Consider the following 22,346-nt stretch of genomic DNA (forward strand, 5'->3'; position numbering starts at 1 on the left):
AGCGGTTTATGAGATCACTATACAATTCTTGAAAGCGTTTGTCTATCTATTTTTTGAATTTTTAAATAAAATATTGCTTTTCTCGATACTTAGATTCAGCACTCTATTTTAAATGAAATAAAAACACCACCCTATCATCTGGTGATGTTTTACATTTCAACTATGCTATTCTCTTTTAGAAAACGCTCAAAAAGCTTATGGCCTTCCTCTTCAATCAGTTCATCTTCAATCAAATATTCTCCAATCAATAACCCAAGATCCTTCCACTTCTCATATTCTTTTAAAAGCGTTATCCCGTAACTTTTTTGATCAAAAAACAATAACCATCTTCCTGTTTCTAAACTCTTAAAAAACACGCCTTCATAATCAAAACCTTGCTCATAATATCCTACATGTAAATGCATACTCTCATCTAAACTATGTATTCTTTCATATGTACACACTTTATCTTGCTCCCTTACCTTTTCACATCATGCTGAAAATGAATATTCCTCAACTCGACCCATTCAACAAGATCGGATACCTTTTTTGTCGTCACAAAATGTTGAACGATTTCATAAGCCTGATTACGATCAACATAGCTGCATGATGGCACATACAATGGTGATCCAGCAATCAAATGCTCGATCGTTTCGATCTTTTCTACCTTTTGAAAAGGGACTAAAAAATCTGGATATCTGATGATAAAGAATCCATACGGTTCAGTATAAAAGAAAACTAGACTTTCACTTTCCCCATCTTCCTCTATCTCAATGGAAGATTCCCCGTTACCTTGTTTCCAATACTCTTCACCCTCCTGAAAGAAGATTCTTTTCATGAATTCTTCTCCAGGTTTTTCTATCGGAGCTCCTGTAGGCCCGTAGTATAAAAACATCAATATCGCTCCTTCATGCCTATATCAATTTGGATTTAACCAATTGTTCTATTCCCCTCAAAATCATAAAAGGCTTGTGTTTGTTGGTTTAATTTTAGCATGTGATATAGCTTTGGGTTTAGCTTTTGAAAGGTTTGAGTGCTGACCCATTTTACTTCTTCAATATCCTGATCCGGATCTAGAATGTTCATCTCTCCCCCGATCATTTCCGCAAAGAACGTAATGATAAGCGCATGATGTTTTTTATCTTGAAAGAATGCTTCTCGAACCGAATGAAGTTCCTTTACTTTGATCACATACCCTGTCTCTTCTTTCACTTCGCGGATGACAGCCTGCTGCAGGTGTTCACCTTTTTCCACAGCACCGCCCGGGAGTTCCCAATATCCCTTTACATTCTTGACTGTTAATAGATTTTCTTCCTCATCATAAATAATAGCTGAAACCACGTCTACTCGTTTCAAATGAATCCCCCTCAACATTCTCCATTCACATCAATTGCCGGATATATGACACGAACTGTTCATTTTATACATTCTTATTATACTGTATTAGTAGTCAGCGATTGAGGCCAGAGCATGTGGATGATCATCATTTTACTTGTTGGGCTTGGGATTTACAGGAAATATCGTTTCTCTTTTGAGACAAATCAAAGCGTCCAACGAGAAAATCATCCAACTGTTAGAACAGCAAAAACCGAAAAAATAAAACCTCACGCATCTAGCAGGAGGTTTTTGCCATAGGAGAAATCTTCCCGTTACTCATCAAATAACATATTTCTGATTCGCCGAATGTAGTGAAGCGCAATATGAGCGAGACATAAAATGAGCCCAATCATCGCAAGAATATAGATGGGCAGCATCAAACCAGGTACATAGTTTACGACAAATCCCAAACTAAACGCTGTCAGCATATATATGCTGATCAACCTCATCAACACCATTCGAAGCCCTCCCTTTCTACAATCACTTTAACATATTTTCCCTTCATTCTCATAATTGGCTTTAAAAAAGATGCGAATCCATTAAGACTCGCATCTTTTTTACGTATTCAATTCACCTTTTTCGCCCGTGCTTCCTTCCACTGCTCAAGCTCCGAGACTGTTAGTAATTGATATCCTTGTTTGGTCAATTCCTTGATGATCGTGACAGCCGCGTTGGCAGAGGTGTCATAGATGTCGTGCATTAAGACGGTTTCTCCGCTAGACGCATGTGTAAGAATGTAGTTGGCAACGTATTGGCTGTTGCGATATTTCCAATCTTCGGGATCTACATCCCAAAGCGTAACTTTCATGTTGACAGCCGAGTTGATCTGTCCGTTTGTTCCACCATATGGCGGTCTAAAGTGAGTCGGTGTGAACCCGCCTGCTTTTTCAATGATTTGCTGCGTATCTTCTACTTGTTTGATGGCTTGTTTTAATGGCAGTCTTGTGAGTAAAGGGTGGTTATAGGAATGATTTCCGATTTCATTTCCACCTTTTCTGATTTCACCTAGCATATCGGGATAATATTGAACCCTGCTTCCTAGTACAAAAAATGTCGCGTGTCCTTTGTTTTCTTTTAAAGCTGTTAAGATTTTTGAGGTTGTTGATGGATTTGGTCCATCATCAAATGTAAGGGCAATGGCTTTTTGATTTGGGTTGAATCCTCCCTGTTTTGGAAGTTTTACGATCTTTCTTTTTGCGATCGGTTCTTTTTTCTCGTTTTTGTTCTTTTCTTTATTGATGTATTCTGGCTTTAACATTCCTTTAAGCAGTGTTTTCTTAATCGCAAGCACTTGAGGGCCTTTTTTGTCTGGTGCAATTTGCCCTGCTGGGAAGTAGAATTCAATAAAACGATCTTTGATGGCAAAATACTGATAATGCTCTGCCTTAGGAGACGTTCCTTGTTTGAGCAAATGCTCGTTTGCAGCAAGAGAGCGATCTTTTTTCAACTCCTCAAATGTCATTTGAGACAGTTTTTGCAGACTTTCTTTTTTTGATAAAAATAGATCATCTATTGATAAAAAATGCTGTTTCTTGAAATCAAAATTGAATATCTTCGTTTCATGTGCGCCTTTTACTCCGCCTTTCCATTCATATGTATTGAATTTGATCGCAGCAGTTTGTTTGGCATAATGAGTAATCTCATAATCTATGTTTAATTCGTATCGATGATCTTCATCGACATCACTTGCTTCACTAAACGATGTTTTGAATTTGTCCAGCGCTGTTTCTGCAAATCTTTTCATCTCTTGATCTAGCTTTTTTTGATGAAACACAGGATAGTTCACAGCATATCTCAAGTATCTCCCGTCATTCACGAGGGTCACAATTTCAACTTCTTTATAGCTCGCATCTGGTTCTACCTTCTTCTTCTCTGTCCCGCTTGCCTGCTGATTATGATAAAACGCAGCGATTCCGATGATCATCGCAAGTCCGCATAGGACGAGACTGACTTTCCATTTAATTGACACAATGATTCTCCTCTCGTGATGCCGCCATGCCTGAATGACGTGTGTTTGTAGGATAGACTTTGCATGCCCCCATTTTAGTTTGCAAATCACACATTTGTCACATTTCCGACACATTTTTGGAGAGGAATAAAAAAAGGACTTGATTTCTCAGTCCTTTGATTACTTTTGCATATATAATTGAAATAATTTCGTTTCTTCATCAATGGAACGCGCTCGATCAAATGCCGCTCTGACTGTCTTTGTATTGTTCATGAGCTCGTACAGCATGGTCAGCACAAAGATAAATGCTGCATTCCCATCGATGTAATCGTCCGGTGCTGAATAAGATGCAGCCCCTGCCTCTAAGAAAGCATCTGCTAGATTTTTCTCTCCTAGTGTGCAGCCTGTAGAGATGACATGAACTCCTTCTAATGAGGCATACCGCTTGATTTCTTCCGCTCCAAAGGCAGTATCTCTAGGCTCCTCATCTTCGTAAACATCTTCCCCTAATTCAGGCATGATAAATGCTCCTTCTTCACCGTGAAACGATAAAAGAAGGTAATCTATTTCTCTTCTATTTCTACCAGATAACACATGAATCAGGTCATTCGGTCTTCCAATCCAATGCATATCGACTTTCGCGCCGAAGTTTTCAAGTGCTGCACGCAGTGCAAAAGATTCCAGCTCACTATTGGGTCCTGCTGCTAATGTGATGCGCATGGCTTGTTGATCCACTTCTATCTCCTCCAGATTTTGATAAAAATAAAACCATTTTTTCCTCATCTACATATGTATCAGTCCATTTTAGCGCTTTTTCTTCGACAGCGTACGACTCAAATCCAACAGAGCGATAGAGGCGTTTAGCTGAGTGATTAGTTGTCACCACCGATAAATACATTTGCTCGATATCCTGCCGTTCTCGCGCGAAGGAAAGAGCTTTTGTCATCAAGGACTGGCCTGTTCCTTTTCCGCGTGCACTAGGTGTTACATACATCGCTGTCAGATTCGCTCGGTGCTTTAACTTCTGCAAGGTTTCTTGGAGGAGCGTGACTGCCCCCACAAGCTGCCCTTGATGAAAAGCACCAAAAGTCCACATAGATTTCGCCGAAGCAAAACGCACTTTATATTTATCCTCTATATTGATTCGCTCTTCCTCATAGCTCATCGCAAAACCCTCTGGATTTAATTGCAGTGCTTCTAGTCTGAGTGCTGCATATTCTTCAGCATCATCTGGTGTTAACAATCGAATATTCAGAAAATCGCCTCCAAAAGAATGATGGATACTTCTAATTTTATCTTGAAAGGAGATTTTGATCAAAGGATATTGGCCCCTCTGCACATATCTCTTTACCTATATGCAAATTAGAGTCGCTTCCCCATTTGTAAAAACAAGGTATTTCCGATCATGTTTACGTGTTTTATTCTAGCAAAAACGATTCTTTTCTCACTTATCTTTTCACTTTATTTATATTAATCTATAACTAATTCATGAAAAAAATGAAAAAAAAGGATTGCGATGAACTAAAAGATAGCTTAAGATATAATAGTAATAAAAATACAAAAAAGGGAGGAATTTGATATGACAGAAACAAAAAACGAAATCAAACTACATGTTCTTTTTGGTGCTTTAGCAGTAGGATTCCTTATGCTAGCTCTTTTTTCCTTCTCGCTACAAATACTGCCCGTTGCTGATCTAGCAAAAGAATTTGGTATTCCAGGCAGTGTTGCAGCAGTTGTTCTGAACGTGGTTGAAGCGGGCGGGGCTGTTACAACAATTATCTCCATTTTAACTGCTGTAGGATCAGGTGGTCTTTCTCTCATTGCAGCGGCTGGTAAAGAGACAATTCGCCAGTACCTTAAAAACGAAATTAAGAAAAAAGGCCGTAAAGCTGTTATTGCTTGGTAATTCAATTTTATGACCCAATAGAAGGAGACTTTGTTCTCCTTCTATTTAAATTTTTATGCAGGTGAGAAGATGTTATATCCATTATTATCACTACTTCTATCAATTAGAATGAAACAACAATATTCAAATCTAGCTCAGTTTATAATACGCAGGGTTCCATTTTTCAAATCGTTTTCTTCTAAACAATACATATTATTTTCTTGCATCCTTGATATTTTATTCGGATGCCTGATTGTATTCGTTATTTCTTCATATCTTTACTCCCCGGTCTATCAAATAGAATGGGAAAGTGCTTTTGTGATATTTTTGTTCCTTTTCTCTATTGTCAAAGGAATTGAATCTTATAGAAGAACACATATTCTTCCTTTTGAAGAGTTGATACAGCTTGCACCTATATCCGCGAGACACCTTTTTCAAACGCTTTTGTTTTCTGAGTTGGTATGGCTTCTATTTACGAGCTTGAGTACTTATTTGATCTATTTTCTCTTTCAATATTTCATTGCTCAAACACATGACTGGATATTCTGGTTGAAGCATCTCAATGTTATATTGACAGGCTTCTTACTTTTTATCGTCAGCAATAAGATATTTGGTGCTTACATCTATAACATTGTCGTAAAAAAAATTGGGATCATCCGTGTTCTTTTTTTCACAAGCATCTCTTTACTTTTTTTCTTATGTGGAAGAGTTCTAATATCGAACATTGTTTTCCCTTTTTATTACACTTTCCGACAACTTTTTCAATCAATTTCTTCGCTTGCAGAAGATGCGTTTTGGATTACACTTTCAAACAACTTGATGTCTTTATATCAGAATAATCTTCAACAAATCCATCATGCTTTATTTTCACAGGATTCGGTATTTCTACAATTTCTAGCGCTTTTTACTTCACCTGTCACATTTCTCGTGGTGATATTAGTGGCAACACTCGTCATGAAGACCCCTGTTCGCTGGATTCCGACTGGAAAAGAGCATGATCAAAGCTCAAAACATTTTAGAGATTTATTTTATTGGTACTTTCAAGCACTTGATAAAATTCAGAGCTCGCTGTTTCAAAAGAATATGCTGATTCAAAAAGACCTTAAGGTGCTAAAAGAAAAAAGGTGGCTGCTGTCTAAAGAGTTTTTTAATTATATGTTCATGTCGTATGAAGCCTTCTTCTATGTCGGGGTTATGACCGGTTTGATCTCGCTTATTGATCATCAAGCCTTGCAAATTCAGCTATTATTCACATTAAATGTGATGATTTTAGCTAATCAAACATATGAAATGAGAATGCTGACCCCTTCTATATTTTCTTTGAGTGCTGAAAAAAAGAATATTTGGCTCTATGAGCTTTCTCAAACATCTCTTATGCAATTTTTCTTATCAAAAATCCAGTTATTTTATTGTTTATTTTCCATACCGTCACTCTTTCTACTGTTCATTAATCTATCAATCATAAGTGTATATCACCTTTTTGATGTTCAGATACTCATTCAATTGGTGGCATTGGGGATTGGCTTTTTCATTTTTCCATTGATTCAGTTGTATTTGTTTCCATTCACAACGAAATTCAATTTTATTCACGAGCATGAAATAGGGACAACCAATGAAGAAATAGAAGTTATCGATAAAGGACAAGCCTTTGCAAGGAATTTTCTCGTGTTGCCTTTCATGTACTATATGATCTTGACCTCTTTTCTACCTATTTTGCAGCATTCTACAAGTCTCATAAGCGTTCTGTTTGCTTTATATTTTGTGATCGTTTCAGTAATTTGCTGGGTGTTATGCCGAAAGACCATCTATAAAGGGATTGAATATGTTGAAAAAAATAAGATGTTTTATATCGGAGAATAGACTGATTCTACGCCTCGGTTACCTCTACGCTGCTATCTTTATTGCAGCTGTGCTAATCGGAAGCCTTCTTCCTTATGATCAGATTCCTTATCTTAAAAAGGATGAAGAGATGTTTTTTCTGTCTATTTTCTTAAACAATTTACAAGTTGGAATGGCAATATTAGGCATTGGAGCTTTTACAGGCGGCATCATGTCTGCAGGCATTCTTTTTTACAACGGCTACATTATCGGCAAACTCGTTCAGTATTTGATTGTCAATCACGAAGCGCAGCAGCTATTTACAGGATTACTGCCTCATGCTTTTGTAGAAGTTCTTGGATTAATTCTGTTCTCAATCGTCAGCTCTTATCCTTTTATTTATCTTTATCGATTTATAAAAGGAGAAACGATTGAATTAAAAAAACTGACCCTAACTGTGCTTCAATTGATTTTTGCAGCAGCCGTTCTTTTATTCATAGCATCTCTTTTAGAGCAATACGTTAGCCATGTACATCTACCATAGAAGAAAGGAGAATGTGGTTCCATGGAGCTACTTCTACGACCTAAGCAATTTTTCAATCAAAATCAATCGATTAAAACCATTGTAGGCCTCGTCTTACTATCATTATTTGTGTCGACTGTCTTTTTAACATTTTTTATTATTGATTTGTTAGTAGATAAACCTTTATCCACTGGGAAACAACTTGCCAGCATTATTTTTATCTTTTTGCTGACAATCCCGCTTTATTTCATTTTAAATTTTCTCAGTACTGTTCTAACTTCTATTTATATGTATTTTTTTCATAAAGCTTTTATTTTACGCAAAATGTATCTTGTTATTTTGGTTTATAATGCATTTCTTTTATTAGTGAACAGTGCAGCGATCTATTGTGTGATGGTGTTACAATTAGATAACTATTTTCTCTTGATTCAAATAGTTTCCTTCTTATTCAACTTATATCTTTTACGCATCCTTTATGATGGAATTATTTACTATGCTGAAGGATCAAAAAAAGCTGCCTTAGCAACTGTGATCTTGTATATGCTTGTGACGACTGCATTTGTTATTGGAGGATTCATCAATGGCTAAACTTCAAGTGTCTCAGCTATCTTTTCGCTATGAAACAACAGAAGAGACTTCTCCCCTTCTCGATCATGTGTCATTTGATCTGAAAGAAAGTGATCGAGCTTGTATTATTGGAAAGAACGGCAGCGGTAAATCGACACTTTTAAAGATCATCGCAGGTCTGCTTCCTTCAGCATCAGAAACGATTTTACTTAACGAGCAGCATCACCCTGGAATGGCTCAATATAAAAATCTAGTAGCGTACATTCCAGATAAACCTTTAGTTTATGATGCGCTCACTGGTTTCGAGCATATGGAGCTTATCCAGTCTTTATGGAAAATGAAAAAGTCGGAAAAGGTTTTATACAAAGAGACCTTTCTATCGCTTTGTGATGCATTTGATTTAACTCATGCCCTAAAGATGCCTGTCAAACAGTATTCTTTGGGCATGAGATATAAACTTTTTTTAAATTGTATGCTGGCAAGATCTCCAGAGCTGATTATTCTTGATGAGCCTTTTACCTCTCTTGATGAAGCCTCTCAAATACAATCGATTTCTTTATTAAAAAAAGAATTCTCACATCGATGTGTTTTATTTACAAGCCATCAGCGCTACCTTTATTCAGAATTAGGAAATCGTTTCTTTCAACTGGATCAAGGACAATTAAATGAAATGGAGCATTAGACATACAAAAGGCATCCTTTAAAAGGATGCCCCCTTCATTACCACTTACAGCGCTTCACCGGACGGCAGCAAGGGTTTTTGATATCACTGCCGCAATCGTATTCTTCTACAATGTACTCGTTGTGAGTCGATTCAGTGACCGGATAGTAGTTTTCGATTCTTTTGATGTTTTTATTGACGTTTGTGATATGCGTTGGGTGAATTTTTCTGATCGTTTGTTCATTCGTTCTTGTGTTGACAATTTGACGTGTGGGGAAAACAACCGTTTCGTCTCCTCCTTGGTTTCCTCTGCGAGGTCCAAAGAAGAAATCATCTAATCGATTTCGGCTCATCTTAACACCCCTTCAAGTTGTCTTTCACTTACACTCTATCGTATGTCAGAGTTACCTTTCGTGATTAGATGCATGTCTATTTTTAAAAAAATCCACTTTCTATCTATTTTTCTCTTTCAAGGACAATTTTAACATATTATACAAATGGTACATTAAGAAGAAAGAACATTCATGAAAACAAAACATCAGCTCTTTTTATTCAATGCATTTTTTCCACTCATTATCAAATAAGAGGTGAACGATATGATCAACACGACACAGCCATTTGAACGAAACAAGCTAGACATTGCACTTGAACTAACTCAATTACATCTGAATCAATATCAAACAAACCATCCTGATCAGCTGAGTGAAATCTATGCGAAATATTACGCGCTGCTTGAAGTGCTGGATTTGTCTTCCTATGATCAATTGATTGATTTACTGCCAAATGAGCTCAAACAGACGCTTGAGTAAAAAAACCATCTACCCACATGGGATAGATGGTTTTCTTTATTTATACACGTGCAGCCATATCGGTTTCGATTTGCTCTAAGCTTCTTCCCTTTGTCTCGACTAGCACAAATCGGGTGAATAACAGCCCGATTAAGCAGATGACTCCGAATGAGGAGAAAATGACCCCAAAGCTGAATTGATCAGCCAGAATAGGGAAAACGAGTCCAACTGCTAACGATCCGGTCCAGTTAAAGGCAGAAGAGATACCTGCTCCGATGCCTCTGACAGAAAGCGGGAAGATTTCGCCGATGATGATCCAGGTGATCGGTGCCCACGAGAAGGCATAGCACAAAATAAAGCAGCAAAGTGAAATCAATGTTACCCAGTTTAAAATTCCTTCACTGACGCCAAGTGCCCCTAATGCGGCGGGAGCAAAGAAAGAAAGAGCCATGCCCGATCCTCCTACGGTGAGAATCGTTCGGCGGTCGAAGCGGTCAACAAATTGTAAAAAGATCACGGTCGTGACGACAAAAATGACACCGACAATGACTGTAAAACCTGCGGCAACCTGAGGTGCAAGCCCTACATTCCGAGCGATACTCGTTGCATAATAGACAATGGAGTTCGCGCCTTGAATTTGCTGAAGGGTTGCCATTCCAACCCCAATGAAAAGAGCCATTCTGAATTTCTTTTGAAACAATTCACGAATCCCCGAGCGTTCTTCTTTGGCGACTTCTAAAATTTCCTGCATTTCTGATTCGATTTCTTCACGGGAAGAACGCAGTGATCCTAATACTTCCCGTGCTTTATGAGCCATGCCGTGTTTAATCAAATATCTCGGAGATTCAGGAAGCTTCAGCATCCCAATATAAAGCACGATCGCAAATAAAGCGGCACTTCCCAGCATCCAGCGCCAGCTGTCTGGGATGGGCTCAAACACAAATGCAACAATATAGCTGAGCAAGAGTCCAGTTACAATCATGAGCTGATTGAGTCCAGATAATTTCCCGCGGATTTTAGCAGGAGCGATTTCAGACATGTAAGCCGGAACCAATGATGAGGCTGTTCCTACTGCTGTCCCTAAAAAGATTCGAGCGATGGTGAGTGAAATCTCTTCTGGTGCGACAGCTGATCCGATCGCCCCGACAAAAAAGATCACGGATGAGACCAAAATGAGTTTTCTGCGGCCAAATTTATCCCCTAAAAGACCGCTTAAGATGGAGCCAATGATGGCGCCGCCCATTAATGAAGAGACAACGATTCCAAGCCATAATGGGCTGAGCTGAAATTCTTCCTGAATATGTCCTTCCGCCCCTGCAATAATACCAATATCATATCCAAATAAGATGCCTGCAAAAGACCCGAAAAAGAAGATAAATTTGCTTGACACTTTTTTCTCCAAGTGGATGACCCCCTCACTTAATTAACCGCTTTCATTTCACCCAGTGCATCTACTGTAACCAATAGAAGACCTTTCCCCATTCTATAAAACCACATATTCTGCATCGACAAGCTTTGCAAAGTGAACAATTTGATCAACCGTTAAATTGAGAGACACGACTGTATGGTGGCCTCCGCCTTCTTTAATCCATGCTTTGACGCCATCCTGAAAATTCGGTTTGATTTTCCACAATACACGCGCAACTGGTAAATGAGGTGCTGCTTCCTCTGGCTCAAAGGCTTCGACTTCTTGTATGAGCCATTTAAAATGTGTTCCAAAATCCGCAATGGAGACAACGACACCCTCGCCTGCTTTTCCATCAAACACAAGACGCGCTGGATCTTCCCGGTTTCCGATCCCAAGTGGAGACACGACAATGACAGGTTTTGTATGGGCGAGCGCTGGATCTACTTCCAGCATATGAGATTGGAGCACTGCTTCCTCTCCAGACGTCATTTCATACGTGTAGTCCTCCATAAAACCAGTGGATTGATGATGACTCATCACTTTTAATAATCGGTCCAGTGCAGCCGTTTTCCAATCACCTTCCCCCGCAAAGCCGTATCCCTTTGCCATCAGCCGCTGTACCGCAAGTCCAGGCAGCTGCTTCATCCCATGTAAGTCTTCAAAGTTTGTTGTAAAGGCATGATAGCCGCCTTCATCTAAGAAACGTTTGATGGCGATCTCATATCGCGCCTGCACCTTGACACTTTTTTCCCACTCTTCAACTGAATACGTTCCATAATTCACATCATATTGCGTTAAATACTCAGCAAATAATGCATCTACCTCTTCGTCTTCTACTGCATTTACATATTCGACGAGATCGCCTATTCCAAAGTAGTCAACAGTCCATCCTAATTGAATCTGCGCTTCGATTTTATCGCCTTCTGTCACAGCCACATGCCGCATGTTGTCACCAAACCGGGCTACTTTGATGTGAAAGCTCTCATGATAGGCAGCCGCAACGTCCATCCAATCAGCAATTTGCTGCTGCACTTCCGGCTTTGACCAATGACCGGTCACAATTTGGTTTTGTTTATTTAAACGTGCATTGATATAACCATATTCTCTGTCTCCATGTGCGGATTGATGGAGATTCATATAGTCCATGTCGATCGTGTCCCACGGAATCTTTTCATAATATTGTGTGACAAGGTGCAAAAGAGGCTTTTGTAAAAGACTGGTGCCGCGTATCCACATTTTTGCTGGAGAAAATGTATGCATCCACGTCATCACGCCGACAACTTCATCGCGATAATTGACCTCTTTCATGAGCTTTGTGATTTGATCGGCGCTGACAGCCAGGTTTTGCAAGATCACGGGATAAGGAAGTAAACCGCTCTCATTTAAAGCATCCGTCATCTTTTGTGCATCTGCTTTTACTTTTTGCAGTGCTTCATCACCATATAAATGCTGTGACCCAACGATAAACCAAAACTCTTTTTTCTGACTTGTTAACATAGATATCCCTCGTTTCTTTATGTTGAAGGTTTTTGTCCGTAATACGCATGCTTTCCATGTTTTCTTAAGTAATGTTTATCTAAAATTCGCTGCGGCAATGGCTCCGCAAATTCGTTCAATTGCTTGGCAAAAAGATTCATTTTGGCGACTTCATCTAAAATCACACTGTTTGTGACCGCACTTTTTGCATCTTTCCCCCACGTAAATGGACCATGCCCTTGAAGCAATACACCCGGCACCGCCATCACATCTAGGTTTCTTTTCTCAAACGTTTCGATGATCAGCTTGCCCGTTTCTACCTCATAACCCCGATTGACTTCTTCTTCTGTTAGAAAACGAGCGCACGGAACGGCACCGTAAAATGTATCGGCATGTGTTGTGCCCATTGCTGGTAAATCAAGTCCTGCCTGCGCCCAAACGGTTGCCCACATGGAATGGCTATGTGAAATGCCGCCAATTTCCTCAAAGTATTTGTAAAGAACTGCATGTGTAGCTGTATCTGACGAAGGACTCAATTCTCCTTCCACCACTTCACCATCAAAGTTCACCACGACCATATCTTTTGCTGATAGTTGGTCATACGCTATGCCGCTCGGCTTAATCACAAACAAACCACTGTCACGATCACATGCACTGACATTACCCCATGTAAATTTCACAAGTCCGTATTTTGGCAAATCTAAATTTGCTTGATACACTTCTTCTTTTAAGCGATCTAGCATACCGTCGTCACTCCTTTCGTTGGCATCAGATGTGCTACCGCCGCTTCTTCAATCGCAAGCCCATTTTGATAGCGCTTTAAAAATTCGTCAAAGCCTTTGACATCGAGTGGATCGGGCTCCATGAGCTCTTCTGATGTATGGGCAAATACGCGATGGGTGAGAAATTCAGCCAATGTTTGCTGCTGATGATGGACCATATATGAAGCAAGGACAGCCATCCCAAACGCACCGCCTTCTCCAGCTGTTGAAACGACTGATACAGGTGTATTCAGCGCTGCGGCAACCATTTTTTGTCCAACGAGCGGTGTTTTAAATAATCCCCCATGCCCTAGTAAGCGGTCAATCAATACATGTTCCTGTTCCTTTAATCGGTCCATGCCTATTTTCATAGCACCAAAAGCAGAGAACAAATGGGTGCGCATGAAATTAGCAAGATTAAAGCGGCTTTCAGGAGACCTGACAAAAAGAGGTCTTCCTTCTGGCAGTCTCGTAATATTTTCACCAGAGTAATAGCCATAGCTTAAGAGTCCGCCGCCATCTCGATCTGCTTCTAAAGCTTGCTGCAATAAGGATTCGTATAACCTTTCTGACTCCACTTGCAGGCCAAGTGCTTCAAATGCCTCTCTGAATATATTCATCCAAGCGTTTAGGTCACTTGTACAGTTATTTGCATGAACCATGGCAACTGGCAGTCCATCCGGCGTCGTGACCATGTCTACTTCTGGATACACACCTTTTAGATCCTGATCCAGCACAAGCATGGCAAAAACCGACGTCCCAACAGAAATATTCCCTGTCCGTCTTTCTACACTGTTTGTCGCCACCATGCCCGTTCCAGCGTCACCTTCCGGCGGGCAAAATGGAATGCCTGGCTGCAAATGTTTTCCTTGATCCAAAATGGCTGCCCCTGCTGCCGTTAACACGCCAGCTTCTTCACCTGCTAAATAGACACGCGGCAGAATGTGGCGAAGCTTCCACGGATAGCCTTTTTCTGCAATCAATGCTTCAAATTGCTGGAGCATTTCTTCATTGTAGTCCTTCGTTTGTTCATCAATCGGAAACATCCCTGACGCATCGCCAATACCAATGGCCTGCTTTCCGGTTAACAGCCAGTGAATATATCCTGACAAAGTGGTCATATATTCTAATCGGGATAGATGTTTTTCATCTTCTAATACCGCTTGATACAAATGGGCAATGCTCCATCTTTCTGGAATATGAAATTGAAATACGTCTGTCAGCTTTTGACTCGCCTCGATGGTCGTTGCATTCCGCCATGTTCGGAACGGAACGAGAACCTCTCCTGTATGATCACATGCCACATAGCCATGCATCATCGCTGATACCCCGATTGAGCCAATGGTTTGAATGGTCACACCATACTTTTGCTCGGCCTGTTCTTTCATCTCTCGATACGCCACTTGCAGACCTGTAATGATATCAATTAAGTTATACGTCCATATTCCATCCTGGAGAAAACTTTCCCATTCATATGCACCTTGTGCAATTGGCTGAAATTCCTCATCTATTAAAATTGCTTTAATTCGTGTTGAACCAAATTCAATGCCTAAAGATGTCCGTCCTTCTTTCAAGGCTTTGGCCGTCTCTTTGTGATCCACTCTACGTTCACCCCCATTTTTGATAGCGGTTTCAATTTTCTTTTTCGAGATTCATTGATTCTCTGGTACAATCACAATATAATATTTGTACGTACATATGTCAATAATAAATATAGTTGTACATACATAATGCGACAAAAACTTTCATTTTTTCTGAAGGGGTCATAACAGAAAAGGGAAGCGCCTGTTTTTGATCCGACAACCATGTTAAAATATGTCCATACAATTTCTTCTCAATCCGAGTAGATGATCAACTGAGAAAGAAGTGAAACGATGAAAAAGAAGTACCAGATCATTATTGATGATATAAAAAGCAAAATACTCACAGGGGATTATCGGATCGGGGAGCGTATTCCAACCGAATCAAGCCTGCAAGACATGTATCAAGTAAGCAGACATACAGTTCGAAAAGCCATCTTGGAATTGTCCAGCGAAGGATTTTTGCGCAGCGAAAAAGGTTCAGGCACATTTGTAACCAATCAATATCAAACAAAACCTGCGGGACATGCACATATGAAAACGATTGGGGTCATTACAACATACATATCCGATTACATTTTCCCTTCTATCATTCGAGGCATTGAAAGCCGATTAAACGAAGAGAACTATTCTTTATTGCTGGCAAGCACAAATAACGATGTTGAACAGGAGAAAAAAGCGCTGGAAATGATGCTGTCGTTTGGTGTGGACGGACTTATTGTCGAGCCGACGAAAAGCAATTTATATAACCCAAACATTTCGTACTACTTATCCTTTAAAGAACAGGATGTACCGCTCATTATGATCAATGCCTATTATGAGCAGTTAGAGGTTCCTTTTCTCTGTTTGGATGATGTAAAATCCAGCTATTTAGCCACAAAAGAGCTGATCACCTCGGGCCATCAACAAATTGGGCTTATTTCAAAAACAGATGATTTACAGGGAAAATATCGGATGAAGGGCTATATTCAAGCGCTAGGTGAAGCTAAGCTTAATTTCCTGCCTGAGCATGTGCTCTTTTTCGATACAGAATCAAAGCAGCATTTGGGGGAGCAAATTAACACATTTCTAATGGCGCACCAGCATGAGCTGACTGCCCTTGTTTGCTATAACGATGAGGTGGGATTAGAAGTCGCCAATGTATGCAGCGAAATCGGGCTGTCCATTCCAGATGATCTCTCGATTATTGGACAGGATAATTCGTATATCGCCCAGAAAAATGCCCATGTGAAGCTGACAACACTGACCCATCCACAGGAGCAAATGGGCCGTGATGCAGCAGACTGGATGATTAAAAAAGTACAAGGAAAAAAGAATCTCCCTGATCAAACGTTTTACGAGCCTGAATTGGTTCCAGGTGAAACGATCAAACGAATAAAATGAGCCCCTACTCCAAGTGGCTCATTTTATTTTAGATTCCAGCATAAGGCGTGAATGGGTCGGATCGCTGAAATGAAAGACATGGGTTTCCCCTCATCCTTAAACAATAAAAATCCCCATCTTATAAAAAGATAGGGAACATATCTATTACGCCTCTTCTTTAGGGGAAGGCACCGCACATACGTCATCTGCACATGCCGCTTCAAACGCATTGTCAGGAGCTTTCTCTGCTTGAGCTGCTTCCTCTTTCCAAGCTGTTTCAAGTGCACCCAGGAACGTATCGGCTGGCTGCGCACCTGCAACTGAATACTTGTCATTGATCAAGAAAAACGGAACAGCATTGATCCCAAGCTGTCTCGCTTCTTGTTCATCTTTTCGGACATGATCGCCAAATGCTTCGCTGCCCAAAACTTGCTGTACTTCCTTCACATCAAGACCTGCTTTTTCTGCAATCTCTAAAAGGGTTTGACGGTCCCCAACATGCTTTCCATCTGTAAAATACGCTTGAAACAGCTCTCCCATAACGAAATCGCCTTTCCCCATTTGACCAGCATATTGTGCCAATCGATGAGCATCAAAGGTGTTTGTCAACACGAGCGGATCAAATTGAAAATCGATTCCTTTCTCTTTGCCGGCCTGCTTCACCTGCTCATTCATCGCCATGGCCTGGCTGCGGCTCATGCCATATTTTTTGACGAGCATATCATGAACGTCATGATCGACATCAACAGGTGCGTGGGGATCAAGCTCAAAGCTTTTAAACTCTATCTCTACCTGATCCTTCTCTGGGAATTGTTCTAGCGCTGTTTCCAGCTGTTTTTTTCCTATATAACAAAAAGGACAGGCGATATCTGACCAAATTTGTACTTTCATGTTCATCTTCCTTCCGTGTTTACGCTTTTTCTTCAACGATGTAACAATTATAGTTACACCAAATAGAAGATGTCAAGATTCTGATCTTGGTTGAAATGAAAAAGCCTCTCCTTCTAAGAAAGGAAAGGCTTTGAAAATGACTATTCTAAATTTGCATGGTGACCGTACATTGTATGTGTGTCGAGCTCTTTTATTTCCATTAACCTTAAAATGACCGCATCGTATGTCAGAAGAAGCGACTGCTCAAATAGTGAACCCATTGGCTGAATGGTATGATGGTTTCCATCCTGTTGATCCTTCGGTGCACCCGACAATAAGATGACTTCATCCGATAGATCAGCTAAAGGTGACTCAGCAGAAAGCGTGAACGCTGCCACTTTTCCGCCAATTGCTTTTGCCTTTTTTGCAAGGACCAGTAAAGACTCTGTACGGCCAGAGCCGCTCCCCACAATCAAAAGATCCTCTTCTGTAAAGGAAGGCGTATTCGTTTCTCCAATTACATATGCCTTGACGCCAATATGCGTAAGTCTCATCGCAAACGATTTTCCCATCAAGCCAGATCTGCCTGCACCTGTCACAAAGACTTTTTGTGCAGATAAAATACTTGTGACCAGGCGCTCTGCTTGTTCGTCTTGAATGGCAGACGAATGATCAGAAAGCTCATTTAAAATGGCTTTCACATAGTCGCTGGTTTTCATGATTGTGCGATCAGCTGCTTCATTTGTGCAGCCACTTCTGCTTTATTGTCCTGGCTTGCGATACCGCCGCCTACAATGATTAAATCAGGGTTTAATTTCACGACTTCAGGTAACGTATCAAGCTTAATTCCACCTGCAATCGCTGTTTTTGCCTGCTTGACAACTTGTTTAATCGTCATAAGATCGGCAAATGAGTTTTGACCAACCGCTTGCAGATCATAGCCTGTATGCACACAAATGTAATCGACTCCAAGCGCATCCAGCTCTTTTGCACGGCCTGCGATATCTTTGATACCAATCATATCAACTAGAATTTGTTTTCCTCTTGCTTTCGCTTCTTTCACCGCTCCTTGAATGGACATATCTTCTGCCGCTGCAAGAATGGTGACGATATCTGCTCCTGCTTCGGAGGCCTGCTGCACTTCATAACCGGCAGCATCCATAATTTTCAGATCAGCGAGTACACGTAAATTCGGAAAAGCCTGCTTGACTTCTTTTACAGCACGAAGCCCTTCGTTAATCACAACAGGTGTCCCAATTTCGACCACATCAATGGATGCTTCTACTTCTTTGATCAGCTCAATCGCTTCTGGTATATTCACTAAATCTAATGCTAATTGTAATTTCATCAACTTTCACTCCCGTTTATCATCTCATCTTCAAGAGCTCCGCGGATGATGCATCTTGAACGATGAAATGAGTATAACAACAGGAATAACGCAATCCAAGTACGCACTTTTTTTTTACATACTATACTTTTCCGCATATGGTTACAAAAAAGATACTGTCTTTTGGCCAGTATCTCAGGGTAAAGGCAAAGGGCTAAAATAAAGTTATTTTAGCCCTTTGCCTACAATCGGTCATCTTTCTATTTATCATCTTTTAAGAAATTGCTGTCGAGATATTGTTTTCCCCAATCATACATCGCCTCTAAAATCGGCATTAAGCTTTCTCCTAGTTCTGTGAGAGAATACTCAACCTTTGGCGGGACGACAGGATAAACCTCCCGGTGCACAATGTGATCTTCCTCTAATTCTCTTAGCTGATTGACAAGCATTCTTTGCGTAATCCCAGGCATTAACGACTTTAACTCACCAAAACGTTTTGTCCCTTCTCTGCCTAGATGCCATAAAATCAGCATTTTCCACTTACCGCCGATAATATTCAGCGTCAGCTCTTTTTCGCAGTTGAACACTTTATTTTCCATTCGTGATGACAACAACATACACTCCTTTAATTTCAAACCACTTTATCATTATACTGCGGCAAAAAGAATTGCCCGAGCATACGGTCTTCGTTATTGATTTTGTTTTTTGACAAAAGCCATCACAGCCTCTGTCATTTTTTGTGCTTCTTTTGGCGCTCTGTCTGATCCAAACCATTTGTTCAGGTCACTATGGCTTAGCGTATGAACCCGAAAAACAAACCGAGAGCCTTTATCATGATTTAGTTTTTCTGCAAATCGGTACACCTCAGGATTTTCCCAGCCCGTCACCAAATAGACAGGCGGTACATTCGCTTGATTCATATAAGTGACAGGTGATGCCTTTGTCCAGTTCTTCTCTTGTTTGCCAAAGACTTTTTTGTACGATGGGATGGCTTGTATAAATTGATTGAGGTTTAACGGCCCATCTAAAATCACGATGGAATTGATCGCTTTTGGCGACAGCCCCACACGTTTTAAGTAGGTCGAATCTGTGGCAACCAGCGCCGTCAAATGACCGCCCGCTGAGTGACCCATGACATTGATTTTTGATGAATCAATTTGATATTCATCCGCATGATCCTTCACCCATTTAATGGCGTTTGCTGTATCATCTGCCATCTGCTCGTAATTAGCATCAGGGTGAAGCCTGTAATTCATCGAAACAAACACATACCCTTGACCTGTAAAATAATCAGCCTTTGAAGCGACTCTATTCTTATCGCCGCCTGTCCAGCCTCCGCCATGGAGATAGATCATCACAGGATGCTTCTTCTTTTTGTCTTCATCTTTGCCCTTTGGCATGTACATATCGAGTGTTTGCTGTTTATTTTGTGTGTCTGCATAATGGATATTGGTTGTCGGCTTAGGCTGGTTGAAACGGAACACAAAGAATGCGCATACCAATAAACCAGCGATGACCGCCACAAATAAGAGCCATTTCATGATTCGATTCAATGTCATTGCACCTTTCTGTGTTGGGATGGGGGAGCATGAGTAGCAGATATGTAGAGAAACTAGCACGATTCAATCAATACTAAATTCATATGGGATGTGCACGTGCAAAACAATTGGTCAAGTCGTAATATTTATTATACTCCTTAAAGTGGTGAAATTCATTGATTTGCTCTAAAGGGTTGACATCGAAATCGGGAATTAGATTCTGGATTTTTCCATCTAAAAATCAATGTCATAGCTTATAAATGCAATGATTCGTTTTCTTGTTTCTTCATGGTACTGAATATAGGAATGTAATAAAGGATACGATTCAAGGATGTGTTGAAATGATTTGATTTGAGGGTATTGCTCTTCAAATGACTGACGCAGCACGTTTAACTGTTTTTTTGGTATGCGTTTATGATCGATCACATAACTTAAGCTGCCTGTCACAAGAGTGAAAAATTCATAAAAATCATCGGACCACAGACCAGTTTCCTCCTCAAAAGATAGGATCTCTTCAGGGTAATCTGAATGAAAACAATATTGATAGCGCTGCTTCAAATCATTGATTAATGCTGTTTTATCTTGGCTGATGTTCATGGATCTTTACACCTTTCTCTCAATGCTTTTAAGATAATCAGTCTTTCAATTTTTTTTATAAAGTATGAATATCGTTAGTTTACATTCAAATGTATTGTTGATTCCAGTTCTTTTTTAATTTACATTAATTACCTTCTCTCTAAAACAGAATGACGAAAAATCAACTTTTTCTTATATTTTCTCCAATATTTGAGCGAACTATAGAATTTATATTTGATAATTTCCTCCATTAACATACCTTTAAAATATAAAGAAAAAATGCTTTCAATAGTGTATTTGCTAAATCTACCATCAGGTTAAAAAATTTAGTCATTTTTGGATCAGTAACCTCTAAGACCATAAAGAGACATGCTCAGTAACCTCCTAGAATTACATTCATCATTGGTTATCATTTATTTCTTTAATTGATTAACTAAAAATATGCCTTATATTGAATATCATAATATAAGGCACATTTCCAATAATACTTATTTGTATTTTTCACAATTACACCCTGAATTTTCCCCTCGACTTCTACACGGTCTTTCCTATAATCGTATACTTGTATAAACTGTTTTATGTGCACGTTTGAAAAGTGCCACTTCATTATCCGTTAGCCACTTAAACTCTCGCATATGATACGAAATTTCTTCTAAGTAGGTATCGGTTTCAGCAATTAATTTTTTATCTAAGATATTTCTTTTATTGTCTTCAACTACAAGATAAAGAGTAAACTGCTTTAAATCTAATTCAATAAGTGGGTAAGCTTTCTTTTTTTTATCGGTACTCAGTTTTGTTTTGCCTTTAATTTCCGATTTATATTCCTTCTCTTTCATTTTCTTAAATGTAGCTTTGACTAGCTGACTATCCCATTTTTTAATTCACACAGATATAGCAACGATTTTTCCAAAGTATCAGCTAAGATTTTTTTCTTATTGGTTGCATTTTCAAATTCACTATAACTAAAGGGTACTTCCAGCTCGTACGTATTTTTTAAAAATAAGATGTCAGGTTCATCTTTTGAAGTACTAATTAATTTGTAGTCTTTAAAAGATCCACAAATCAAAACAATAGCCTCACAATCTTTCGTTTGAAATTTCTTTTCTAATTCGTATAAAAACATTTCAGTAATACAAAGGGATTGGCTAGCTAAAATTCCACGATCGTCATCTGACATTAATTGTAAATTTTCCAAATACACTTCTTAAAATCCCCCTTTCTAGAATCACTATCTCCACCACATTCAAACTAAGGAAATTTAATTTCTATTTAGAGGAAATTATTCTTTTTAAAGATTTTTCTAATAAATCATGTGGTATATGGTCTTGACTAATAAAGTGAAATATTGCTATTCCATTTTCCAATGAAAGAATTGTCCATGCCATTTCCTCAGATGAAAGAGTAGATGTAAGGTTCTCTTTATTTATTAAATTCTCAATGGATTGAGAGATTTGTTTTACCGATTGTAAGATCATATTTGACCACTGACGCCTTGCTTCCTCATTTCTCATTGAATACAAAAGAAATTCCATATTTAGCAGGCTCCACGTCCGATTTTCTTCACGTCTTTGAATAGACTGTTGATTCATTTTTTCAGGAAAGTGCAAAAGAGAAGGCTGTTCTGCTAATAAAGCATTGATTTTTTCTACATGTAATTGCATTTGTTGTTCCAATAGAGCCAAAAAGATCTCTTCCTTTGAATGAAAATGCGCATAAAAGGCCCCTTTGCTAAATCCCGCACATTCTGCCAATTTATCAATGGAGACCCCATGAAAACCATACTTGGCGAAATTCTCAACTGCTGAATTTATGAGTAATTTTCGTGTTTCATCTTTCCTTTCACTTTGCCTTTTTCTTTGTATAATCATTCCTTAACCTCCTTATATTGACAATCACGCCATA

Annotated in this window: 28 protein-coding genes; 7 read left to right on the forward strand and 21 right to left on the reverse strand. The window is 39.4% G+C overall.

Features of this window, described 5'->3' with window-relative positions; translation table 11 throughout:
* Positions 1–149: 149 nt before the first annotated feature.
* From H7F25_RS10630 to H7F25_RS10660, 7 genes are all read right to left on the reverse strand, one after another.
* Positions 150–443, reverse strand: a complete 294-nt coding sequence (locus H7F25_RS10630; protein ID WP_025092863.1) for a DUF3986 family protein — start codon at positions 441–443, stop codon at positions 150–152.
* Between the two features lie 14 nt (positions 444–457).
* The gene (locus H7F25_RS10635) at positions 458–874 is read right to left on the reverse strand and encodes a hypothetical protein (RefSeq protein WP_024423060.1); all 417 of its coding nucleotides are present in this window, start codon (positions 872–874) and stop codon (positions 458–460) included.
* 35 nt (positions 875–909) lie between these two features.
* The gene (locus H7F25_RS10640; protein WP_185853700.1) at positions 910–1,335 is read right to left on the reverse strand and encodes an NUDIX hydrolase; all 426 of its coding nucleotides are present in this window, start codon (positions 1,333–1,335) and stop codon (positions 910–912) included.
* Positions 1,336–1,628: 293 nt separating this feature from the next.
* Positions 1,629–1,814 carry a hypothetical protein gene (locus tag H7F25_RS10645; protein ID WP_044332168.1) on the reverse strand — a complete coding sequence of 62 codons (186 nt, stop codon included), beginning with the start codon at positions 1,812–1,814 and terminating at the stop codon, positions 1,629–1,631.
* Between the two features lie 107 nt (positions 1,815–1,921).
* Positions 1,922–3,325 carry a polysaccharide deacetylase family protein gene (locus tag H7F25_RS10650; protein WP_056767418.1) on the reverse strand — a complete coding sequence of 468 codons (1,404 nt, stop codon included), beginning with the start codon at positions 3,323–3,325 and terminating at the stop codon, positions 1,922–1,924.
* Positions 3,326–3,484: 159 nt separating this feature from the next.
* Positions 3,485–4,039: a delta-aminolevulinic acid dehydratase gene (locus H7F25_RS10655; protein ID WP_185853701.1), complete on the reverse strand. Its 555-nt coding sequence runs from the start codon at positions 4,037–4,039 to the stop codon at positions 3,485–3,487.
* Positions 3,993–4,622, reverse strand: a complete 630-nt coding sequence (locus H7F25_RS10660; protein ID WP_367397876.1) for a GNAT family N-acetyltransferase — start codon at positions 4,620–4,622, stop codon at positions 3,993–3,995. Before H7F25_RS10660 ends, H7F25_RS10655 begins: the two co-directional genes overlap by 47 nt.
* Positions 4,623–4,883: 261 nt before the next feature.
* Between H7F25_RS10660 and H7F25_RS10665 the strand changes: the two genes are divergently transcribed.
* The 5 genes from H7F25_RS10665 (at position 4,884) to H7F25_RS10685 (ending at position 8,779) form a co-directional block, all read left to right on the forward strand.
* Positions 4,884–5,210, forward strand: coding sequence for an uberolysin/carnocyclin family circular bacteriocin (locus H7F25_RS10665; RefSeq protein WP_024427926.1), 327 nt, complete (start codon positions 4,884–4,886; stop codon positions 5,208–5,210).
* 918 nt (positions 5,211–6,128) lie between these two features.
* Entirely contained in the window at positions 6,129–7,049 is a 921-nt protein-coding gene (locus H7F25_RS19330) for a hypothetical protein (protein WP_247721560.1), read from the forward strand.
* The gene (locus H7F25_RS10675; protein ID WP_226014623.1) at positions 7,012–7,551 is read left to right on the forward strand and encodes a stage II sporulation protein M; all 540 of its coding nucleotides are present in this window, start codon (positions 7,012–7,014) and stop codon (positions 7,549–7,551) included. Before H7F25_RS19330 ends, H7F25_RS10675 begins: the two co-directional genes overlap by 38 nt.
* A gap of 21 nt (positions 7,552–7,572) precedes the next feature.
* Entirely contained in the window at positions 7,573–8,118 is a 546-nt protein-coding gene (locus H7F25_RS10680) for a hypothetical protein (protein WP_044332175.1), read from the forward strand.
* Positions 8,111–8,779, forward strand: a complete 669-nt coding sequence (locus H7F25_RS10685; RefSeq protein WP_024427923.1) for an ATP-binding cassette domain-containing protein — start codon at positions 8,111–8,113, stop codon at positions 8,777–8,779. The genes H7F25_RS10680 and H7F25_RS10685 overlap by 8 nt, the downstream gene beginning before the upstream one ends.
* Positions 8,780–8,817: 38 nt before the next feature.
* Here the strand turns inward: H7F25_RS10685 and H7F25_RS10690 are convergent, their stop codons facing one another.
* Positions 8,818–9,111 (reverse strand): spore coat protein, encoded by a 294-nt coding sequence (locus H7F25_RS10690; RefSeq protein WP_024423071.1) that lies wholly within the window; start codon positions 9,109–9,111, stop codon positions 8,818–8,820.
* Between the two features lie 243 nt (positions 9,112–9,354).
* Here H7F25_RS10690 and H7F25_RS10695 point away from each other — a divergent pair, with 243 nt between their 5' ends.
* Complete coding sequence (locus H7F25_RS10695; RefSeq protein ID WP_024427922.1) at positions 9,355–9,567, forward strand: hypothetical protein; 213 nt, start codon at positions 9,355–9,357, stop codon at positions 9,565–9,567.
* 40 nt (positions 9,568–9,607) lie between these two features.
* On the opposite strand, the gene H7F25_RS10700 is transcribed toward H7F25_RS10695, so the two are convergent.
* From H7F25_RS10700 to H7F25_RS10715, 4 genes are all read right to left on the reverse strand, one after another.
* A complete protein-coding gene (locus tag H7F25_RS10700) occupies positions 9,608–10,948 on the reverse strand; it encodes a sugar porter family MFS transporter (protein WP_034280034.1) in 1,341 nt (446 codons plus the stop codon).
* Positions 10,949–11,029: 81 nt separating this feature from the next.
* Positions 11,030–12,451 carry an L-arabinose isomerase gene (gene araA / locus H7F25_RS10705; protein WP_185853703.1) on the reverse strand — a complete coding sequence of 474 codons (1,422 nt, stop codon included), beginning with the start codon at positions 12,449–12,451 and terminating at the stop codon, positions 11,030–11,032.
* 17 nt (positions 12,452–12,468) lie between these two features.
* Complete coding sequence (locus H7F25_RS10710) at positions 12,469–13,173, reverse strand: L-ribulose-5-phosphate 4-epimerase (protein WP_122631122.1); 705 nt, start codon at positions 13,171–13,173, stop codon at positions 12,469–12,471.
* Positions 13,167–14,792, reverse strand: coding sequence for a xylulokinase (locus H7F25_RS10715; protein WP_185853704.1), 1,626 nt, complete (start codon positions 14,790–14,792; stop codon positions 13,167–13,169). The genes H7F25_RS10710 and H7F25_RS10715 overlap by 7 nt, the downstream gene beginning before the upstream one ends.
* 273 nt (positions 14,793–15,065) lie before the next feature.
* On the opposite strand from H7F25_RS10715, the gene H7F25_RS10720 reads away from it, so the two are divergent.
* The gene (locus tag H7F25_RS10720; RefSeq protein WP_034622791.1) at positions 15,066–16,154 is read left to right on the forward strand and encodes a GntR family transcriptional regulator; all 1,089 of its coding nucleotides are present in this window, start codon (positions 15,066–15,068) and stop codon (positions 16,152–16,154) included.
* A 144-nt stretch (positions 16,155–16,298) separates the two neighbouring features.
* Here H7F25_RS10720 and H7F25_RS10725 read toward each other — a convergent pair whose 3' ends face one another.
* From H7F25_RS10725 to H7F25_RS10760, 9 genes are all read right to left on the reverse strand, one after another.
* Entirely contained in the window at positions 16,299–17,024 is a 726-nt protein-coding gene (locus H7F25_RS10725; protein ID WP_185853705.1) for a DsbA family oxidoreductase, read from the reverse strand.
* 140 nt (positions 17,025–17,164) lie between these two features.
* Entirely contained in the window at positions 17,165–17,722 is a 558-nt protein-coding gene (hxlB, locus tag H7F25_RS10730; RefSeq protein ID WP_024423079.1) for a 6-phospho-3-hexuloisomerase, read from the reverse strand.
* Positions 17,719–18,351: a 3-hexulose-6-phosphate synthase gene (gene hxlA / locus H7F25_RS10735; RefSeq protein WP_024423080.1), complete on the reverse strand. Its 633-nt coding sequence runs from the start codon at positions 18,349–18,351 to the stop codon at positions 17,719–17,721. The genes hxlB and hxlA overlap by 4 nt, the downstream gene beginning before the upstream one ends.
* Before the next feature lie 239 nt (positions 18,352–18,590).
* Complete coding sequence (locus H7F25_RS10740; protein ID WP_029708013.1) at positions 18,591–18,947, reverse strand: transcriptional activator HxlR; 357 nt, start codon at positions 18,945–18,947, stop codon at positions 18,591–18,593.
* Between the two features lie 72 nt (positions 18,948–19,019).
* On the reverse strand, positions 19,020–19,889 hold the full coding sequence (locus tag H7F25_RS10745) for an alpha/beta hydrolase (protein ID WP_073206409.1): 870 nt from the start codon (positions 19,887–19,889) through the stop codon (positions 19,020–19,022).
* 213 nt (positions 19,890–20,102) lie between these two features.
* Entirely contained in the window at positions 20,103–20,465 is a 363-nt protein-coding gene (locus H7F25_RS10750; protein ID WP_185853706.1) for a YxiJ family protein, read from the reverse strand.
* A gap of 527 nt (positions 20,466–20,992) precedes the next feature.
* Positions 20,993–21,280 (reverse strand): hypothetical protein, encoded by a 288-nt coding sequence (locus tag H7F25_RS19335; protein WP_240503393.1) that lies wholly within the window; start codon positions 21,278–21,280, stop codon positions 20,993–20,995.
* A 20-nt stretch (positions 21,281–21,300) separates the two neighbouring features.
* Positions 21,301–21,645 carry a hypothetical protein gene (locus tag H7F25_RS19340; RefSeq protein ID WP_226340818.1) on the reverse strand — a complete coding sequence of 115 codons (345 nt, stop codon included), beginning with the start codon at positions 21,643–21,645 and terminating at the stop codon, positions 21,301–21,303.
* Positions 21,646–21,709: 64 nt separating this feature from the next.
* Positions 21,710–22,312, reverse strand: a complete 603-nt coding sequence (locus H7F25_RS10760; RefSeq protein ID WP_185853707.1) for a TetR/AcrR family transcriptional regulator — start codon at positions 22,310–22,312, stop codon at positions 21,710–21,712.
* Positions 22,313–22,346 lie beyond the last annotated feature (34 nt).

The sequence above is a fragment of the Bacillus sp. PAMC28571 genome, assembly GCF_014250435.1.
GTDB lineage: Bacteria > Bacillota > Bacilli > Bacillales > Bacillaceae > Bacillus > Bacillus safensis.

What these genes read in the sequence shown, in the direction of transcription:
- H7F25_RS10635 (WP_024423060.1), bottom strand. Translation starts at nt 874, where the DNA reads ATGTTTTTATACTACGGGCCTACAGGAGCTCCGATAGAAAAACCTGGA.
- araA (WP_185853703.1), bottom strand. Translation starts at nt 12,451, where the DNA reads ATGTTAACAAGTCAGAAAAAAGAGTTTTGGTTTATCGTTGGGTCACAG.
- H7F25_RS19335 (WP_240503393.1), bottom strand. Translation starts at nt 21,280, where the DNA reads ATGAAAGAGAAGGAATATAAATCGGAAATTAAAGGCAAAACAAAACTG.
- H7F25_RS10740 (WP_029708013.1), bottom strand. Translation starts at nt 18,947, where the DNA reads ATGTTGTTGTCATCACGAATGGAAAATAAAGTGTTCAACTGCGAAAAA.
- H7F25_RS10685 (WP_024427923.1), top strand. Translation starts at nt 8,111, where the DNA reads ATGGCTAAACTTCAAGTGTCTCAGCTATCTTTTCGCTATGAAACAACA.
- H7F25_RS10750 (WP_185853706.1), bottom strand. Translation starts at nt 20,465, where the DNA reads ATGAACATCAGCCAAGATAAAACAGCATTAATCAATGATTTGAAGCAG.
- H7F25_RS10725 (WP_185853705.1), bottom strand. Translation starts at nt 17,024, where the DNA reads ATGAAAGTACAAATTTGGTCAGATATCGCCTGTCCTTTTTGTTATATA.
- H7F25_RS10695 (WP_024427922.1), top strand. Translation starts at nt 9,355, where the DNA reads ATGATCAACACGACACAGCCATTTGAACGAAACAAGCTAGACATTGCA.
- H7F25_RS10680 (WP_044332175.1), top strand. Translation starts at nt 7,573, where the DNA reads ATGGAGCTACTTCTACGACCTAAGCAATTTTTCAATCAAAATCAATCG.
- H7F25_RS10645 (WP_044332168.1), bottom strand. Translation starts at nt 1,814, where the DNA reads ATGGTGTTGATGAGGTTGATCAGCATATATATGCTGACAGCGTTTAGT.
- H7F25_RS10760 (WP_185853707.1), bottom strand. Translation starts at nt 22,312, where the DNA reads ATGATTATACAAAGAAAAAGGCAAAGTGAAAGGAAAGATGAAACACGA.
- hxlA (WP_024423080.1), bottom strand. Translation starts at nt 18,351, where the DNA reads ATGAAATTACAATTAGCATTAGATTTAGTGAATATACCAGAAGCGATT.
- H7F25_RS10665 (WP_024427926.1), top strand. Translation starts at nt 4,884, where the DNA reads ATGACAGAAACAAAAAACGAAATCAAACTACATGTTCTTTTTGGTGCT.
- H7F25_RS10690 (WP_024423071.1), bottom strand. Translation starts at nt 9,111, where the DNA reads ATGAGCCGAAATCGATTAGATGATTTCTTCTTTGGACCTCGCAGAGGA.
- H7F25_RS10745 (WP_073206409.1), bottom strand. Translation starts at nt 19,889, where the DNA reads ATGACATTGAATCGAATCATGAAATGGCTCTTATTTGTGGCGGTCATC.
- H7F25_RS10675 (WP_226014623.1), top strand. Translation starts at nt 7,012, where the DNA reads ATGTTGAAAAAAATAAGATGTTTTATATCGGAGAATAGACTGATTCTA.
- H7F25_RS10720 (WP_034622791.1), top strand. Translation starts at nt 15,066, where the DNA reads ATGAAAAAGAAGTACCAGATCATTATTGATGATATAAAAAGCAAAATA.
- hxlB (WP_024423079.1), bottom strand. Translation starts at nt 17,722, where the DNA reads ATGAAAACCAGCGACTATGTGAAAGCCATTTTAAATGAGCTTTCTGAT.
- H7F25_RS10710 (WP_122631122.1), bottom strand. Translation starts at nt 13,173, where the DNA reads ATGCTAGATCGCTTAAAAGAAGAAGTGTATCAAGCAAATTTAGATTTG.